Raw genomic sequence first — 16,678 nt, forward strand, 5'->3', positions numbered from 1 at the left:
CCCCAGGGCCGGGCGAGTGCGTCAAGGTGGGGAATTTTCAGTCGCCCCTTCTGGGGAGTATTCAGGCGGCAGTGACAGCGAGCACGTTGAGCAGCTTGAAGGCCCGTCCGTCCTCCAACCTATCGGCCATGAAATCCATGGACCACACCTGGTTGGGGGCATCGGGCACCGCCAGTTCGTCAGGCTTGTCGCGCTTGAGCCGCTTGCGCGGCCTGATGCGCAGATTCAGTTCCAGGTCCCGATAGATCCGGTAGACCCGCTTGTGGTTCCAGCCATAGCCCCGGATGTTGCGCAAATACAGGAAACACAGCCCGAAGCCCCAACTCCGGCGCGACGCGGTCAACCCGATCAGCAAATCGGCGATCTCCTCGTTCTCGGGGCGCAGCTTGGGGCTGTAGCGATAGCACGTCTCGCTCAGCCCGAAGGTCCGGCATGACAAAGCAATGCTGATGCCCCGTCGCGCCACCGCTGTCTCGGCCATCTCCCGGCGCTGGGATGGCCGGATCATTTTTTTCCCAGGGCCTCGCGCAGCAGCTCGTTTTGCAGGCTGAGCTCGGCGAACATCTTCTTCAGCCGTCGGTTCTCGTCCTCAAGGCCCTTCATCTCCGAGATCATCGAGCGGGGTTCCGTGATCTCCCCGAACGCGAATTCAGGGATCTCGCCATCGAAGGTCGATGGCACATGCTGGTCATGGAAAGTCTTCGCTAACTCGAACATGTCGCGATGGCGATCCCTTGATGCGCGAGCCTCACGCAGGGAAGCGAACTGCAAGCCCATCTTGAAATCAGAGATATTGAAGCCTTCAGCGAGGACAGCCACCCGGAAGTCACCGCTATTCGGTTCGTGGTGGTAGGGGAGGTTGGTTACGAAGACGTAGGCAGCGGGGGCTGGTTCGCCGTCTATTGTCATTGTCTGTTCCTTGGAGCGAATGGTCTCAAGCGCCCCAGAAAGCCAGCCGACCTCTTCCGCTCCGGTAACATGGTCGGGGACGTTGATGTCGATGAAGGGGCTGAGGTTGATGGCCAGCGACGAGATCAGGGTGGTAACCGCCAGAGTGAAGGCGATGCCCCTGGCCGGGCCATCAGGCAGCAGCCCCCAGGCCAGGGTGGCCCAGGCGGCGATGGCAAGCTCCGCCAGGATGCCAGCCCCGCCAATCAGCAGGCGTTTCCTGCGTTCGGTCAGCTTCCACGCCTCGTTGACGTCAGTGTAGAGCATGGGCCACAGCACCAGGAAGGCTACCCCCATGGTGGGCACCCGGCAGCCATATGACTTGGCGGTCAGGGCATGACCCAGTTCGTGGGCTACCTTGGCCAGCCCCAAGGCCAGACCGAAGGCCGCCAATCCCGTCATCGAGAAATGATCGACGAAGGTGGCGGCGAACACCTCCCATTGACGGCCCATCATCAGCAGTCCCGCCAGCAGGGCGGCGAGTGTGGCCAGCCGAAAGGCCCGCGTGCCCATCCAGGCGACCAGGGGCAGCAACCGGTCGAGCCAGGCATCGGGCCGCACCAGGGGGATGCGGAAGAACAGGTAATGGTGTAAGGCCCAGGTCAGCCAGCCGGTCTTGCCAGCATCATGGATCGCCAGCAGGCGGTCGATGTCCTTTGGCGTTTCCGCTTTCAGCAATCCGCCCCGAGCCAGGAATTCGACGACGCCGGAGACATCCTCAGGCTCCATGTCCAGGGCGGTCTCTGCGGTCACCGCCGCGGCCACGCTGTCGGCCTGGCCCAGGTGCCAGCGGCTCAACACCTCAAAGGCGGGCCAACTGAGGCGGAAGAACCGGTTGGACAGCGGGTCGTGCAAGGTCCAGGTGGGGGAACCATCATTGGTGGGCGGCCCCTGCAACAGCGCCAATTCATCGCGCAAGGATGGCAGGGCGAGTGTGCCAAACATGCCTAAAACCCAATGAACTGGCGAATGGTGGCCAGCGGGCGACGGAACATCCACCACACCAGCGGCACGGAATCGCCGTCGATACGGGCCGTCCCTTTCAGGCCCAGGCGGGGCTTGGCATTCCCGGCGATGGTGGCCCGCACCCGGTGGGCGATGGTGGAATCGGGCCGGGCGCTGGCTTCATAGGCCACCGAGCGGACCTGGGCCTTCACCGGTGACAGCGGATCGGTATTGAGGAAGAAGGTCAGCACTCCCTGGACCCGCACTTCCCCCACATCGGCGACCGAGACCCAGGCTTCGATCTCGGTGTCGCTCTCGTCGGCCACCGCCATTACCTTTTCTCCCACCACCACCGGGCGGCCGATCCAGTCGGCCGCATCGTCGAAGACGGCAATGCCGGGCTTGGGGGCCTTGGCCTCGATGCGGGCCAATTGGCTTTCCAGCAGACGGACCTCGGCGGCCTTTTCCTCGGCCTTGCCGGCCAGAATGGCCACCTGCGCCTTGGCCTTGGCGTCGAACACCATGGCCTGGGCGGCCTGACGGTATTCGGCTTCCGCCGTGGCCAGGGTCTGGCGGGCCACATCCAGACGCCCCGAGAGCGTTGTGGCATCCAGGGCGAACAGCGCCTGGCCGTCCTTGACCGGATCATTGGGCCGGACCAGAACCTTGTCCACGACACCATCCAAGGGGGCGCGCACCATCACCGGATGGGCGGGCACGCTTTCGGCAGGGGCCAACACCGAACCGGTGACGGGAAAGAACAAGGCCGCGATCCCGATGGCGGCCAAGGCCCAGGCCCGACGACCCTTTGGCATGGCGAAGGTGATCTTGCGGGGACTGAGTGCCGTCCTGGTCACGCCGACCAGATCGGCCAGACGCTCCAGCAGCGCCACTTCCCCCTCGGCGAAGGGCTCATCGCGGGCGAATAACAGGATGGCGGAGCCGCAGGACAATACCAGTCCATGGGCTGGCAGCCAATCGGGCCAATGGCCCGCCAGATCAGCGGGCAGGTCGGCGGCCTCCACCAGGGTGGGATGGTCGCGATGGAGTTGGCGCAGGACTTTGTCCAGCCACAGCACATAAGGCGCGTTCGCCTCGACGGATGCCGCCCCCGACAGGGCGACGACGCTCTGGTCCCACAGCACCGCCTGACGATAGGGAACCAGGGTGTGGGCCAGATTGATGGCGGCGAATTCGGCTTCGACCGGGCGCTTAGCCTTCAGGATGCGGTGTTCGAGCTCCAGCCAAGCATGGATGATATCGGTCATGGAGGGGACAGCAGCACCTTGCCGCTCATCCCTGACGACAATTCCGGGAAGTGCCCACCAATAGCCCCGGTGACCCGCACCGACTGACTGACCGGATCGATGCGGGCACCGACGCGGGTGAGCTTCACCGGATAGGTCTTGCCCGTCTCGTCGATGGCCACCTGAAAGCCATGGCCGGGCTTCAGCCAGACCAGCCATTTGCTGGGCACCACGAAATCCAGCTCCAGCACCGAATCGTCCAGCACGTCCAACAGCGCCTGGCCGGGCTGAGTAAATTGCTGGGCGCGGACCTTCTGTTCCACTACCCGGCCGTCGAAGGGTGCCGGAACAACGCATTTGGCGGTGACGGCAGCACCGGCGGCTTCGCGGGCGCGGGCCTTGTCTCGTTCGGCCAGGGCGACATCGCTTTCCAGCTTGCCAATGGTCTGAAGCTCCAACAGGCGGGCATTGACCGCAACCGTCTTGTCGGCAGCCGACAGGGCCGCCCTGGCTTCGGCCAGTTGCGCCCGCTGGATGGAACAGTCGAAGGCGATCAGGGTATCGCCCTTCCTGAACCGTTCGCCCTCGCGCACGCTGATGCGTTCCACCTTGGCACCGATCTCGGCGGCCAAGGTGGTGAAGTCGCGGGGAGACAACTGGGCGCGCAGTTCCTGCCCCTGGGCAGGCAGACTTCCCATCACTAAGAGGACGATGGCGGGAAGGCTCGCCCTCATCGCGAGGATGCCTGGGTCAGCTCTCGGATATGGGCGATGTTGCGCTCTTCGTCGGCCCTGACATGGTCCTCACGCTCTTCGATCCCTAAGAAGCGCGAGACGCTGTTCAGCCAGCCCTCGCCGTCCCGCCGAATGATCGGAGCGTCCGGCTTCGCCTTGTTGTCTGCCGCCCCCCAGGCCGCCAGCCGTTCGGCGATGGCCGCCGACAATCCTGGCAGATCATGGCTGGCGACACTTTCCGGCATCAGATCATGGCCGATGCTGGCCTGCATCTTGGCGTAGGCTTGTTCCACCTGGGCATAGGTCTGATAGCGGCGCAAAGCGGATGCGATGGCCGAGGCGCGGCCGGCCACACGTTCCAGCATGCCTTGGGCGTCGTTGGCGGTCTTGGCCTCGGACAATTGGAACAGGCGAGCATCCACGCGCCACAGCTTGTCCGATTGCATGTACTGGCTGACCGAATTCTGGAACTGGCGCTCGGACACATGCACCTGGGCCAGCACCGCCATGCGAAGAGCCAGACGCTTGGCCTTGACCACGTCCTCGGTGGTTTCGGCGTATTTGATGGCATCGGGGCCACTGACCAGATTCATCAGGTTCCACGACAGCTTGGCCCCGGCCTCGTACCAGTGGTTGGCCATCAGGAACGAGTTGTGGTCGTAATTGCGGCTGGCGGAAAAGGTGATGCCGGGGAATAGCCGGGCGATGGCTTTCCTGGTGTCATCGGCGGAGATACGGGCCTGATAACCCTGTTCGCGCAGGTCCGGGTTATTGACGAAAGCCACTTCCTCCATCTTCTCCAGACCCAGATCCCAGGCCGGGACGGCCATGTCCTTGGGCACGTCCAGCACCAGCTTGGTGCCGGGGGGCGCGTTGATCAGGGCGGCCAGTTCGATTTCGGCGGTCGACAGTTCCTGCTGGATGGCGGTCAACTGGCGCAGCGTCTCCAGCAGGCTCTTCTGATAGCGAAGCGCCTCCGCCGGGGCCTTGAGATTTTCCTTTTCCACCGTCTCGGCACGATCAAGGGCCACCTTGGCTTCGGCGACGGCCGTATCCACATCGGCTTTCAGCTCCTGGTGGGCGGCGGCTCGCCAGAAGGCGAAACGCACTTCCTGCACCAGATTATGGACGGCCTTGCGCTTCCGCTCGGTGGCGATCAACGCCCGGTCGGCGTTCTGCTTGGCCGTGAAGTAAGACAAGCCGAAATCCAGCACGTTCCAGGACAGGCCCAGATCGGCGGTGTAATTGTCGCGGTCGGTGGAATAGGTGGGGTTCGAGGTGCTGGTGGTCTGGGTATAAAGATCCCGTGACCGGGTTGCGTTGGGTTCCGAACGGCTGGTGAAATTGCCGTTTGCCACCAGCTTGGGCAGCATGTCCCAGCGATCCACATTGGTCTGGCCAAGGGCCAGGGCCTCTTCCATCACCTTGGCGCGGCGATCCAGATTGTACGTCAAGGCGCGCGCGATGGCCTCGGACACGCTCAGCGGGCCGGACAGCGGCTCGCCCGACTTGAACATGTCGGCCCGGTCATCCTTCGAGCTTTGGGCAAGCTGCTCGGGCGTGAAAGGCTCGGGCGTCATGGCGCAGGCGGAGAGCAGCGCGGCCAGTGACACGGAGGCCAGCAGACGCTTGGCTCCGGAAGCAGAAATAACCATAACCATCCCCCTTATCTTCACGCGGCCTTGCCGCCACGCTTAACGGCTTCAAACAAGGCGATCTGGCGGGCCACGCCGCCCTTGAAACTCAAGGCATGCAATTGCTCGGTCAGGCTCGGCCGGCCCACGGGCTTGGCCGCGGCCTGCTTACCCCCATCGCGGGGAGCAGCGTCACCGGTCTGACCCGGCGCACCCTGGGGCCGGGGCTGGCCTTCGCCTTGCGGCTGACCCTCGCCCTGACCTTGCCCTTGCCCTTCGCCGCCGCGCTGGCCGGGAGCGATGTTGCCCTGACCAGCCTGGCCGACCACGATCTTGAAGGTCTGCACCGCCTCGCGGCCTTCGTTGTCCTTGGCCACCACCTTGACCACCACCTCGCCCTTGAAGCCGGGCGGCGGCGTGCCCTCGAAGGTGCCGGTCTGTGGGTTGAAGGCCATCCAGGCCGGCAGCGCCGCACCATTGTCGCGGGTGGCGGTCAGGGTCACCGTGGCATCCGCCTTGGTGTGGGCGAAGGCTTCCGACGGCATGGTGACCGAAATCCGGGTCCCCTCGGCAATCACCGAATCCCGCATGGGTGCATTGACCACCAGGGCGTCGCCGCCCCCGGCGGGCTTGGCAGCGACCACCACCTGGAAAGCATTGCCCGACGGACGGGTCAGCCCCTCGGCCACTCGCGGCGGCGGCGCCGGAGGCACCTCGATGGGCGGCGGTGGCGGTGGCGGCGGTGGTGGCGGCGGCGGTGGCGGCGGTGGTGGTGGCGGCGGAGGCGGCGGTGGCGGAGGCGGCGGCGGCGGCGGTGGTGGCGGAGGAGGCGGTGCCGCCACCGTGATGGTTAGGCTGCGACTGACCGTCGCCCCCGAGGAATCACTGGCGCTCAGGGTGACGGAATGACTGCCCGCCACCGAGGGCGTGCCGGAAATGGCCCCGGTGGCGGGATTGAAGCTCAAGCCGGCCGGCAGGCTGCTCACCGAATAGGTCAGGGTGTCGTTGTCGGCATCGGTGAAGGCCCCAGGGGGAAGGGCGAAGGCATAGCCTGTCCCCACCATGCCGCCCGGCGCCCCCAATCCGCCATTGCCCGCCTCGGGACGGGCATTGACCCGCAGGCTCAAGGTCTTGGTCACCGTCGCCCCCGAGCCGTCGGTGGCGGTCACCGTGGCGCTGAATGTGCCGTTCTGGCTCGGCGTGCCGGAAATGGCCCCGGTGGTGGCGTTGATGCTCAATCCGGCGGGCAGGCCTGTCACCGAATAAGTCAGGGTATCGCCCGCATCCGCGTCGGTGAAGGTGCCGTTGGGCAGGGCGAAGCTGTAGGCCGACCCCTTGGTCCCCGCCGTCATGGTCAGGGTGCCCCCGGTGGCCGTGGGCGCGGTGTTGAAGGTGATGGAGCGGGTATAGGTGGCGCTGTCCTGGGTGGCGTTGTCGCCCGAATCGTCGCGCAGTTGGATGGTGACCGAGCGGATGGTGGTATTGCGCGGACTGGCGCTGTCGTTGAACCGGACCGAGCGCAGCGCCTCCTGATAGGTCGCCTTGCTGCCCGCCCCGGTGATGGTCATGGTTCGGTTGGAGTTGGACAGGGTAAAGGTCAGCGTCTGGCCGTTCACCGTCTGATTGCCGGTGCCGAAGGTAGAGGACAGCGTCTCGTTGGCTCCGTCCTGCGGATTGGTGATGATTACCACCGCCTGGGCAAGATCGCTGCTGTCCACATCCGCAAGGGTAAAGCCGGAATCCACCAGCACGAAGCCGCTGACCGCGCTGAACGCCACGGTCGAAGACGTCAGCGTCCCGGTCGGCGCGTCGTTGACCGCAGTCACCGAGGTGGTGACGCTGCGTGCCGTGGCGGCGATGGCGCTGGTGCCGCCGGGAGCCGAGGTATCCACCGTCACCCGCGTCGAGCCGCTGGTCCACCCCGCCGCATAGCTAGCGTCCAGGGCACGCACGCTCAATCCCGTGGGCGTGCCGCTGTAATCGGCCACCGGTACGAAGCGCAGCTTGGTGGTGGACGACAGCACCAGCGCCGTGGCACCATCGGCCACGGTGCCCACCGTGTGCCAGTTGGTGCCGCCGTCGGTGGAATACTGCCACGCCCCCTGGGTCGAGGCATTGGCGGTATTGCCGATGATGGCCAGGCCGCTGATGGTCTCGACCCCGTTATCCGGGTCGGAATAGATGCCATTGGCCAGGCTGGAGATGGTGGCGCCCGCCGGGGCGGCTGTATCCTCGTTGACCGCGGCCAGGCTCAGATTGCCCGACAGCGCGGGCGCATCGTTGACCGCCGTCACCGAAATGGTCGCGGTGACCGCCGAACCGGTATTGTTGTCGGTGTCGCGCCCGGCGAAGGTGATGGTGCGCGCCGTGGTGTTGGGGGCTTCCGAGGTGTTGTTGAAGCGGGCCGCCTTCACCAGGGTCAGATAATCGGCCTTGGCGCCTGAACCCGACAGGGTGATCACCGATGACGAGGTATAGGTGACGGTGATGCCGTTAAAATTGGAGGCATCGCCCCAGCCGTTAAGGCTGAGGATGTCGCCGGTCTGCGGGTTGGTCAGGGTGATGACCGCCTGGTTCAGGTTGGCGTCGTCGTCGGTCAGGCTGGCGTCGCTGTCGGTGATGGACAGGTTCCCGTTGTTCTCGGTGAAACTGCTGGTATAGCCGCCATTGGTGGCGCCCGACGAATCGTCGCCGTCCAGATCGATGATCGGCGCGCGGACCAGCGCCACCGTGACGTCCTGGTTGCTCGACGTCGCCGCCCCGTCGTTCACCGTCACCCGCACGGTGCGGGCGGTGGTATTGCCGGTCGCGGCATCGGTGTCGTTATAGGTCAGCGCCCGCACCAAGGCCTGCACCGCCGTGGGCGTGGCGTTGGCATTCAGGCTGATCACCAGATCGGCACCGTTGGACCCGCCGGTATAGGTGCCGATCTGGGTGCCGCCATACGAGACGTTGCCGCCCGTAACCCCAATCTGGCCGGCGCCGTTGCCCTGGTTGGTGATGCCCAGCGCGTCCTCGGCATTCTGGCCGTTGGCGGTGATGGACACTGTGACGTTGCCGCCGTTCAGATTGGCATTGTCGGCATCGGCCACAGTGGCGTTGGTGGTGGTGTCCAGCGCCACCGCGCTGCCGCCCACGCTGAACGTCACCGTGTCGGTGTCGAGGTTGGTCAGCGTCGGCGCGTCGTTGACCGGGGTGATGGTCACTGTGGTGGAACCGGTGGCCGTCTTCGCCCCGCCGCTGCCCTGGGCGCCGCTGTTGCCGTCCGAGAACGTCCAGTCCAACTGCGCCGAAGCGGGCGGATTGTCCGACGAATTGGTGTAGCGGATGCGCTGCATCACATCGTTGACCAGCGCCGAGGTGGCGTTGGTGCCCGTGCCGGTGAAGGTGACGGTCAGCGTGCCCGAAGTGCTGGTGAAGGTGGCGAAGGTCTGCCCACCCGATTGCAGGTTGCCGCCCGCAACCGTGAACTGCCCGCCCGTGGTGTTGAAGTCGAAACTGTCGCTGCTGTTGGCGCCGCCGTTGCGGGCGATGGTCAGCGACGCGCCGTTGTAATTGCCGACCGCCAGTTCCAGGTCCGCCACGGTGACGTCCGCATCCAGCACCACCGCATTTTGTTCGTTGGTGGTGGGGGCGCCGTTCAGGCCGGTGAAGGTGGGGGTATCGTTGGTGGCCGCCACCGTCAGGGTGCCCGTCCGCGTGCCGGTCAACGCCCCCGCGCCGCCATTGGCGTTGTCGGCAAACATGGCGGTGATGGTGCGGTTGCCCGCCGTGGGCACATCGTTGGCGTAGATGGTGTAGACGATGGAATTGATAACGGTGGCGATGTTGGTGCTGGTGGCGTTGCCGTTGAAGGTGATCACCAGATCCTGCTGCCACCCACCGGCCACCGTGCCCACCACAGTGCCCGACACCGACACCTGGGTGGTGTTCTGGTCATAGGACACCGACCCCGCCGAGGCCGGGATCGAGACCAGGGCGCCCGTGCCATAGGAATCCAGCGCCACCGTGAAGGTGGAGCCGTTGAAGCTGGTGGTGGTGTCCGGGTCCGACAGCGTGACGCCCGAGAAGATGTTGACGGAATTGCCGCTATAGGCCGCCACCGTGGTGGTGTCGGAGCTGTTTTCCATCCACGTTCCGCCCGTGCTGCCGCCCAAGGTGGGGGCGTCGTTGGTGGGGGTGACGGTGATGTTGAAGGTAGTGGAACCGATGGTGCCGCCCGCGCCGTCCGCCACAGTGAAGGTGAAGCTGTCCGACACGGTTTCGCCGCCATTGTGGGTGTATTTCAGCTTGTTGGCGGCGATCTGCGCCTGAGTGAAGGTGCCCGACGACAACAGGCTTTCCCCCGCATCCAGGGTCGAATCACCGTCGATATCCACCCACAGCGTGCCGTTGGCGGGCGCCGTGCCCACCGTCAGCGTCAGCGTCGACGACGGATCGGCGTCGGAAATGGACAATTCGGCGGTGGAGATGGTTGCAGTCGCCCCCTCGGCCACCGTCTTGCCCCCATTGGTGCCCACGGTGGGGGCATCGTTCATGCTGGTGGACACCACCGTCGTGGTGTTGTCCGTGGGGCTGGAGGTGCCGTCGTTGACGGTGATGGTAAACGTGGTGGTCTCAGTCGCGCCCACCGCCGCACGATTGTCCGCCGGGTTGAACACCAGGGCGCGGATCGCCGCCTGGGCCGCCGCCGGGGTGGTGGACGCCAGGGTATAGCTGCCGCCGCCCGCGTCGGTGAAGCCGGACGCCATCAGCGATTCCGCAGTGAAAGCGCCCTTGGCCGAACTGTCCAGCGCTACGGTAACGCTGACGTTATCGCTTTCGCCATCGGTGATGGTGACGCCGGAGAATGGCGTGTTCGTCGCAGTGTCGTTGACCGCCTGGCTGGCCACAGTGCCGCCGATGACCGGGGCTGCGTTGGTGGTGCCGGTGCCGGTGATGTCGAAGTTGAAGGTGCCTTCATCCGAATCGTTGGTGGTAAAGGTCAGCGTCGCGGTGCGGGCGCCACCCGCCGAGGGATCGAAGCGCACCACGAAGGTGGTGGTGCCGTTATTGGCCGCCACCGGCGAGGTGGGCTGGCTTTGGATGGAAAAATCACCCGCGTTGGTGCCGGAAATCGTCACTGTGCTGACGGTCAGCGCCGCCGTGCCCGAATTGGTGATGGTGAACGTGCGGTCCACAGTGCCGCCCGATACCAAAGCCGAGCCGAAATCGGTGTGATCTGCGGTGGCGGGAGTAGAATCGCCATCGGCGATATTGGTGGAATTGCCGCTGACCGCCACCTCGGGCGCGGTGACCACGGTGGTGGCCGCGCTGTAAACGGTTTCTGCCGTGCTGCCGCTGTCGGTATAGGTGACCTTGACGCGCACATACTTGCCCACCTGAGCCGCCGCCAGGGCATAGGTGCTGCTGGTGGCGCTGGCGATATTGCTCCAGTTGGTGCTGCCGTCGTCGGATACCTGCCATTGGTAGCTGAACGCCCCCAAGCCATCGGCGTCGGTGACCGCCGCTGCGCTGGCGGTCAAGGTCTGGCCCACCGAGATCGTGCCGGAAACGGTGGGTGTGCCCTCAGGATCGTCGTTGACCCGCGCCACCGAGACCGTGCGGGTGTCCGTCCCCGTTCCGCCGTTCACGTCGGTGGCCACCACCGTGATGGTGCGGTTGCTGGTGCCCGGATTGTCCGATGTGCTGCGATAGCGCAGGGATTGCAGCACCTCCTGCACATTGGCGTTGGTGGCGTTACCGTTGAAGGTGATGGTTAGCGTCGTGCCGTTGGTCACGACCCCGCCACTGGTCGAGAGGGTGCCGATCGTCGTGCCATTTGAGAGAATGCTGGTCCCACTGATGGTGATCGCGGTACCGTCACCATCCGTGTCGGAAATGCTGATTTCGTCCGCCGCCTCGTTATTGGCCGAGACCCGCGCCGTCAGCGTCCCTCCATTCCACTCCGCGTTGCCGTCGGAATCGCTGAGCGTCGCCGAGGCATCGATCTGGGTCGCCGCGTTGTTCTCGGTATAGGCCAGGGTGGTGTTCGCAATGGCCAGGGAAGGGTCGTTATTGCTGGTCAGCCGATAGGACGAGGGCGGGCCGTAAAGCCAGGACAGCGCCGCCAATCCGGACGAACTGCTTGCACCACTCAGAACATGGAGACGCGAGGAACCGTCAATGCCGAACCCCGTGTAGTTTGACCAAAGCGTCCGGCTGTTGAGCAGGGCGATGTCGGTGCGACCATCCAGCCAAGTCCCGTCCGCCTTGCGGGTCACCACGCGGGTTTCCCAGGCAGAAAGGTCGGCATTCGAGTTGGTCAATAGCAGGTATTCATTGCCGCTGGAATCCGCGACCATGTAACTGGCCTGCGCTGTCTGGTTGTAAATCAGAGACGGACCAATAAAAAGAGAAGTCAGCCCCGCTGTCTTTGCCGCAACCGTTATCTCAGTGCTTGCCGACCAATTTGTTCCATCATAGGTACACCAGTATGTTTTTTCGTTATTATCATCGGTCCAGGCCACATCGATATTGCCGGTAACCGGATTCTTGACGGCTCCCGCAAAATATTGAGAACTGGCTCCAAATGGGAGTGAGCGAACCCAGCTTCCGCCGGCATTCTTCGTGTATACGGCGCAGTCGGCATTATACCACCCGAGCATGACCGGACGCCCATTATTGTCGAAGAATATATCAGAGCACTCAAAATCGGCACCACTTTGCCCCTGCATTGAGTAGTAATCTTCTCTTACAAATGAGCCAGATACATTTGTAAATAGCGATTCCTTCCAGTAATTGTGCGCTCCTACGCCGTTGTTCCAGTAGTTATTAAACTGCGTGGCATGTATATAGACTTTTCCATTCGGATCCAGAGCAATCTTGACATTCGTTATCCAATCCGAAGACGTGTCATTGCGAACCGCATCGGTAACCAGACGCTGAATCGACCAGCTTGTTCCATTGAAATAGGCGTAATCCAGGTGATCAAGGGGATCCGGGGCCCCGGATGCCAGTTCGGGACTCATGGCGGCATGGATATTGCCGGAACTGTCGACGGTGAACGCGAAATCATCGCCAGCATCAAACCTCTCGTATGAATACGACGAACGGATTGATGTTGTTGTTGTAATACGCGTCAACTCAGACCATGACGTTCCATTGAATTTATAGAATATATAATCCCCGTTTGATGCCAGGACACATGTATACATATTTCCACTGCTATCAGTCTCCACCTGAAGTGCATAGGAACTCTGCCAAAAGCCCTCCTGAACTCCCGAATTGAGATTGGCATCAATGGCGCCGCCATTGATGGGATCGGCCAGAATCCCATGGAAGCCATGGACCTCGATGGTTTGAGCCTCGATGGCACCCGAGACTTGCTCCAGAGTCCAGTTGCCACCCTGGCCATGCCCCCCGCTGGCGTCGGTCGAGGCGGCGACATCAGCGCCGGTGGCCTCGGCAAGATGAGCGATAAAGGACGCACCATCCGCGCCCTTGGCCACGTCGCAGCCATAGATCAGGAGGTCGCCATCGTCGGTGAGCGCCTTCCCCACGGAGGACAATTGGGCCTGGACCACGGAATCGGACATGTCTGCCGCGGAAACCTGTCGGCTGCCCAGATGAATCTCGCCCTCGGCCCCATGGCTCAGCACATGGATGGCGTCATAGCTGGAATGGGTTTCGGCCCACTGCGCCATCTGGGCCAGTCCGTCGGCCCCGCCACCGATCTCGACAATGGCCACGCCATCGCGGATGCCCGCCTCCAGGGACTTGTAATCGGCGACCGAAGTATCAATGAAGGCAACCTCCTTCTTGCCGCCATCCTTGGCGGGGTCCGCCTCGCGCACCGTCACTGGAGCAGGCGAGGTCTTGATGTCCACTTCGGCCGCCGCATGGACAACATCCGCCACCGCAGCCCCGTCGAACATGATGCGAGGCTCCAGAGCCAGGATCATGGAGCCGCCCCATTTCCTGGATCGACGATTCCGGTTTTTTCCGGCCACAGCGTTCATGTTCCACGACTCCTGTTCGGTGCGACACCAAAGTTATGGGCTTGAAAATCCCATGAATGCAGCACACTACTCAGAAGCCAGACCTTAGGTTGAGGTTGGTTTTACGTCACCTACGGAACCAAGTAGGTGAACGAATATAAATACAATATGCGAATGCGAAGCGAGCAAATGATCTGTATACTTCAGCAAAGGCAGTCACCGCTGATGACACAATTCGTCACAGCACGGCAAAAGTCCATAACACCATGACGGAACTTCTGAACATCGACGAACTTACTGCCTCGATAGTCCGAACTGTCGAGCGTTGCGAACTCGAAGCCATCGCCCACGACACCGTCATCGGCTTCGGTTTCTCGGGCTATACCTATCATCGGTATTCGCCATTCACCGGCACCTTCGTCTATTCGGGCGATTGGAACCCGGAATGGGTCGAAACCTATGAAAAGCGGGGTTATGCCGACATCGATCCCGTTGCCGAGAGGGTGGTGCGGGTGGGCTTGCCCTTCACTTGGGGCGAGGTTCTGAAAGATCTGCCGGTCAATGCCCCCGGCCGCAAAGTGTTCGCGGAAGCGGCTTGCTTTGGTCTGGCTGCGGGGGCAGACATCCCTCTGCATGACCCTGGGCTGGGAGGCGCCTCGTTTTCAGTGTTTTCGCAACATGAAGCGGCTTTTGAGAGGGCTTGGCAGGCGTCCAGCCATCGCCTTCACCTGTTCGCGCTTCACTTTCACGAACGGCACAAAATTCTGGTTCCTGATGAAAAAGCCACGAGCCCCGCTGTTCTGACTGGACGCGAGCGCGAGTGCCTGAGCTGGTTGGCCCGAGGCAAAACAATGTGGGAGATCGGCCAAATTCTCGGCATTGCCGAAAACACCGTTCGAATGCACATCAACGCCTGCGTCCGCAAGATGGGGGCCTCTTCCCGTCTGCATGCGGTGGCGGTGGCGCTGGTGCATCGCAGCATCCTGCCTTAAGACATGTATCTATTGGTGTTTGTCTGCTGGGTAAATCAACGCAACAGCGCAACACCCCCTCGCTTCATGGGGGGTGACATGGTTTGGCCAATACCCCCCAAATCCTGCTGGGATCCCAGAGATTTGGGCGGCGCATGCGATTGGACAAATTCATTGCGGGGATAGTTGACGAAGAAAACCCAGAGGAGATTTTCAAACATCTCCAAGAGGCCGCTGCCCAGCATGGCTACGACCAAATCATGTATCGGGCCCTTCGTAACCACCCTGACACCCAACTGCCCTGTGTCGCCAGAACCTATCCCGACGAATGGATCCATCATTATGTCGAGGCTGGCTACGTTGATGCCGATCCGGTCCGCCTTCATATGTTGGCCACGAACCGTCCGTTCCGTTGGACGGACGCGGCGGAACCAGGAAACCGGTTGCACAACCGAATTCTGCACGAAGCCGAGGATGCTGGATTGCGGGACGGAATCGGCATCCCGATCCATGGCCCGAACAACCAGTGCGTCGGGATCGGCTTCGCCAGTACTCTTGGCAAGGTTGACGTAAAGGTGGCCATGCCTGTGCTTCACCTCATGGCCATACAGTTCCACACCGCCTATAGCGCCAGAACGCTTCCCCCGCCACCTCCGCCGCCCCGATTGACCCCCCGGGAATGTGAAATCCTGCGCTGGTGCGCTGTTGGCAAGAGCGCCTGGGCAATTGGAGAGATATTGAACATCGCTGAAAACTCAGTGGAGTGGCATCTGAAGAATATCTTCAGAAAGCTTGAGGTGACATCGCGGATCGGGGCAGTGCTCAAGGCGCTGCAATTCGGAATAATAACTTTATAATCAATTGGTTGGCAGATACCCACGGGGTTCCGTGGGGTGCGCTTCCGGCTTTTGTAGTGCTTCCATTTCTTTAATGGAACAACTACCAGCCGCGAGACGCCACGGATGATCAATAGGATACGGCTTCTGTCCTTGATGGGATGTTGGTCATGAACTCCATGAAAATGGGTTCATGGCGGGAAATCCTTGGGATTGCCGGAATGTCCGAATTCGAGGATCGGACCAGAGAACTTGGATTCCAAGAAATCATCATCCAGTGCCGGTTACCCGACGGACGATGGTCCGGTTACGGCAAGATGGACGAGGCCTTCTCCAAGGGGCAGTCCTGGGATTGGAGGTCGACGCCCCATCAGATCATGGGGGCCTTGAATCGGGCCAGCCCATTGTCAGCCTGGTGGTCGGTGGCACTCCAGGGGACGACGTCAGACAGATATTCTCTGGGCACTGTCATGAAGTCCTCCGGCATCGACGATATCCTTGGGCAGGTCGTCCAGGATCAAGCTGGGCCGTTGCTGATTGCCCATCTTATCTGCGCTGACCGCTCTCGTCTGCCGCAAGAAGTTGAATTGTCTGCAAGCAGAATTGTTTACGATCTTCTTTTTAGTTTGCTGCGGAATAACGAATACTTATGTCGATTTCAGCGGCAAGCTGAATTGTCGCCGCGCGAGCACGAGGTTCTTGCCCTGCTTGTCGCTGGTAAAAGCAACCCAGAAATAGCAGAAGCACTCAAAACAAGTATCAACACCATTGAGTTTCATCTGAAAAACATATTTCCGAAACTTGGTGTTTACAACCGTGTCAGGGCGGCCGTGGTTGCCGTGCGGTCCGGACTTGTCATTTAAGGAGATGCCGCCATGGTATCCCCTGCACGGCCGTCACCGTTCGATTCCACCACCAAGATCGTGCTTCTCGTTGATGACTCCCCCTTGGCGCTGAAGTCCATGCGCACATTGCTGGAGCAACTGGGCTTTATCGTCATGGCCGCCACAAACGGACATGAGGCCGTGGAACTGGCCCCCGCCGCCCTCATCTCCGACATCGAGATGCCGGGCATGGATGGATTGGAGGCGTTGAGCAGGATTCGGGATTTGGGGGGGCGCTTATGCGGATATTCCCGCCGCAGTGCTCTCGGGCAAATGTCCTGGCCCCGATCCTAGAACGTGTCGGGAATTGGGCATCGAGCTTTTCGTCACCAAGGGCGCGGGATTTCAAGATCTGATCGGCATTCTGGCGCAAGTCCGAAATCCACGCTCGGAGGAGTACGTGATGTGCCCCCGGGAAACTGGATCGTTTTGAGTTAGAGTTTTCGGATCGGATTTCCCGGCTGGGGAAGGAAGATCAGCGATGAAGGCATCGAAGTTCA

8 protein-coding genes and 3 pseudogenes are annotated in these 16,678 nt (G+C 62.2%); 4 read left to right on the forward strand and 7 right to left on the reverse strand.

Translation table 11 applies throughout. The annotated features are described in order from the left end of the window. Positions 1–79: 79 nt before the first annotated feature. From A6A04_RS13770 to A6A04_RS23620, 7 genes and pseudogenes are all read right to left on the reverse strand, one after another. Positions 80–618 (reverse strand): annotated as a pseudogene (locus tag A6A04_RS13770) (IS3 family transposase); the annotation flags it as partial. A gap of 435 nt (positions 619–1,053) precedes the next feature. Continuing rightward, positions 1,054–1,893, reverse strand: a pseudogene (locus A6A04_RS23615) (site-2 protease family protein); the annotation flags it as partial. A 2-nt stretch (positions 1,894–1,895) separates the two neighbouring features. Further along, a complete protein-coding gene (locus tag A6A04_RS13780) occupies positions 1,896–3,161 on the reverse strand; it encodes an efflux RND transporter periplasmic adaptor subunit (RefSeq protein ID WP_068493853.1) in 1,266 nt (421 codons plus the stop codon). Further along, on the reverse strand, positions 3,158–3,838 hold the full coding sequence (locus A6A04_RS13785) for an efflux RND transporter periplasmic adaptor subunit (RefSeq protein ID WP_245651200.1): 681 nt from the start codon (positions 3,836–3,838) through the stop codon (positions 3,158–3,160). The genes A6A04_RS13780 and A6A04_RS13785 overlap by 4 nt, the downstream gene beginning before the upstream one ends. Positions 3,839–3,870: 32 nt before the next feature. Continuing rightward, on the reverse strand, positions 3,871–5,529 hold the full coding sequence (locus tag A6A04_RS13790; RefSeq protein ID WP_068493857.1) for a TolC family protein: 1,659 nt from the start codon (positions 5,527–5,529) through the stop codon (positions 3,871–3,873). A 17-nt stretch (positions 5,530–5,546) separates the two neighbouring features. Further along, positions 5,547–11,852 carry a putative Ig domain-containing protein gene (locus A6A04_RS13795; protein WP_245651201.1) on the reverse strand — a complete coding sequence of 2,102 codons (6,306 nt, stop codon included), beginning with the start codon at positions 11,850–11,852 and terminating at the stop codon, positions 5,547–5,549. Positions 11,853–12,905: 1,053 nt separating this feature from the next. Further along, a pseudogene (locus A6A04_RS23620) lies at positions 12,906–13,508 on the reverse strand (DUF4347 domain-containing protein); the annotation flags it as partial. Between the two features lie 245 nt (positions 13,509–13,753). On the opposite strand from A6A04_RS23620, the gene A6A04_RS13800 reads away from it, so the two are divergent. From A6A04_RS13800 to A6A04_RS13820, 4 genes are all read left to right on the forward strand, one after another. Beyond that, positions 13,754–14,479, forward strand: coding sequence for a helix-turn-helix transcriptional regulator (locus A6A04_RS13800; RefSeq protein ID WP_068493862.1), 726 nt, complete (start codon positions 13,754–13,756; stop codon positions 14,477–14,479). Positions 14,480–14,613: 134 nt separating this feature from the next. Next, complete coding sequence (locus tag A6A04_RS21755) at positions 14,614–15,315, forward strand: helix-turn-helix transcriptional regulator (protein ID WP_082914927.1); 702 nt, start codon at positions 14,614–14,616, stop codon at positions 15,313–15,315. A gap of 149 nt (positions 15,316–15,464) precedes the next feature. Further along, on the forward strand, positions 15,465–16,157 hold the full coding sequence (locus A6A04_RS13815) for a helix-turn-helix transcriptional regulator (protein ID WP_245651203.1): 693 nt from the start codon (positions 15,465–15,467) through the stop codon (positions 16,155–16,157). Positions 16,158–16,169: 12 nt separating this feature from the next. After that, entirely contained in the window at positions 16,170–16,472 is a 303-nt protein-coding gene (locus A6A04_RS13820; protein WP_068493870.1) for a response regulator, read from the forward strand. The last annotated feature ends 206 nt before the right edge of the window (positions 16,473–16,678 follow it).

The organism is Paramagnetospirillum marisnigri (assembly GCF_001650715.1).
In the GTDB taxonomy this organism is placed as follows: domain Bacteria; phylum Pseudomonadota; class Alphaproteobacteria; order Rhodospirillales; family Magnetospirillaceae; genus Phaeospirillum; species Phaeospirillum marisnigri.

Excerpts from the sequence above, each read along its gene's own strand:
- A6A04_RS13780 (WP_068493853.1), bottom strand. The coding sequence starts at position 3,161 with ATGACCGATATCATCCATGCTTGGCTGGAGCTCGAACACCGCATCCTG.
- A6A04_RS13785 (WP_245651200.1), bottom strand. The coding sequence starts at position 3,838 with ATGGGAAGTCTGCCTGCCCAGGGGCAGGAACTGCGCGCCCAGTTGTCT.
- A6A04_RS13790 (WP_068493857.1), bottom strand. The coding sequence starts at position 5,529 with ATGGTTATTTCTGCTTCCGGAGCCAAGCGTCTGCTGGCCTCCGTGTCA.
- A6A04_RS13795 (WP_245651201.1), bottom strand. The coding sequence starts at position 11,852 with ATGGTCGCGGATTCCAGCGGCAATGAATACCTGCTATTGACCAACTCG.
- A6A04_RS13800 (WP_068493862.1), top strand. The coding sequence starts at position 13,754 with ATGACGGAACTTCTGAACATCGACGAACTTACTGCCTCGATAGTCCGA.
- A6A04_RS21755 (WP_082914927.1), top strand. The coding sequence starts at position 14,614 with ATGCGATTGGACAAATTCATTGCGGGGATAGTTGACGAAGAAAACCCA.
- A6A04_RS13815 (WP_245651203.1), top strand. The coding sequence starts at position 15,465 with ATGAACTCCATGAAAATGGGTTCATGGCGGGAAATCCTTGGGATTGCC.
- A6A04_RS13820 (WP_068493870.1), top strand. The coding sequence starts at position 16,170 with ATGGTATCCCCTGCACGGCCGTCACCGTTCGATTCCACCACCAAGATC.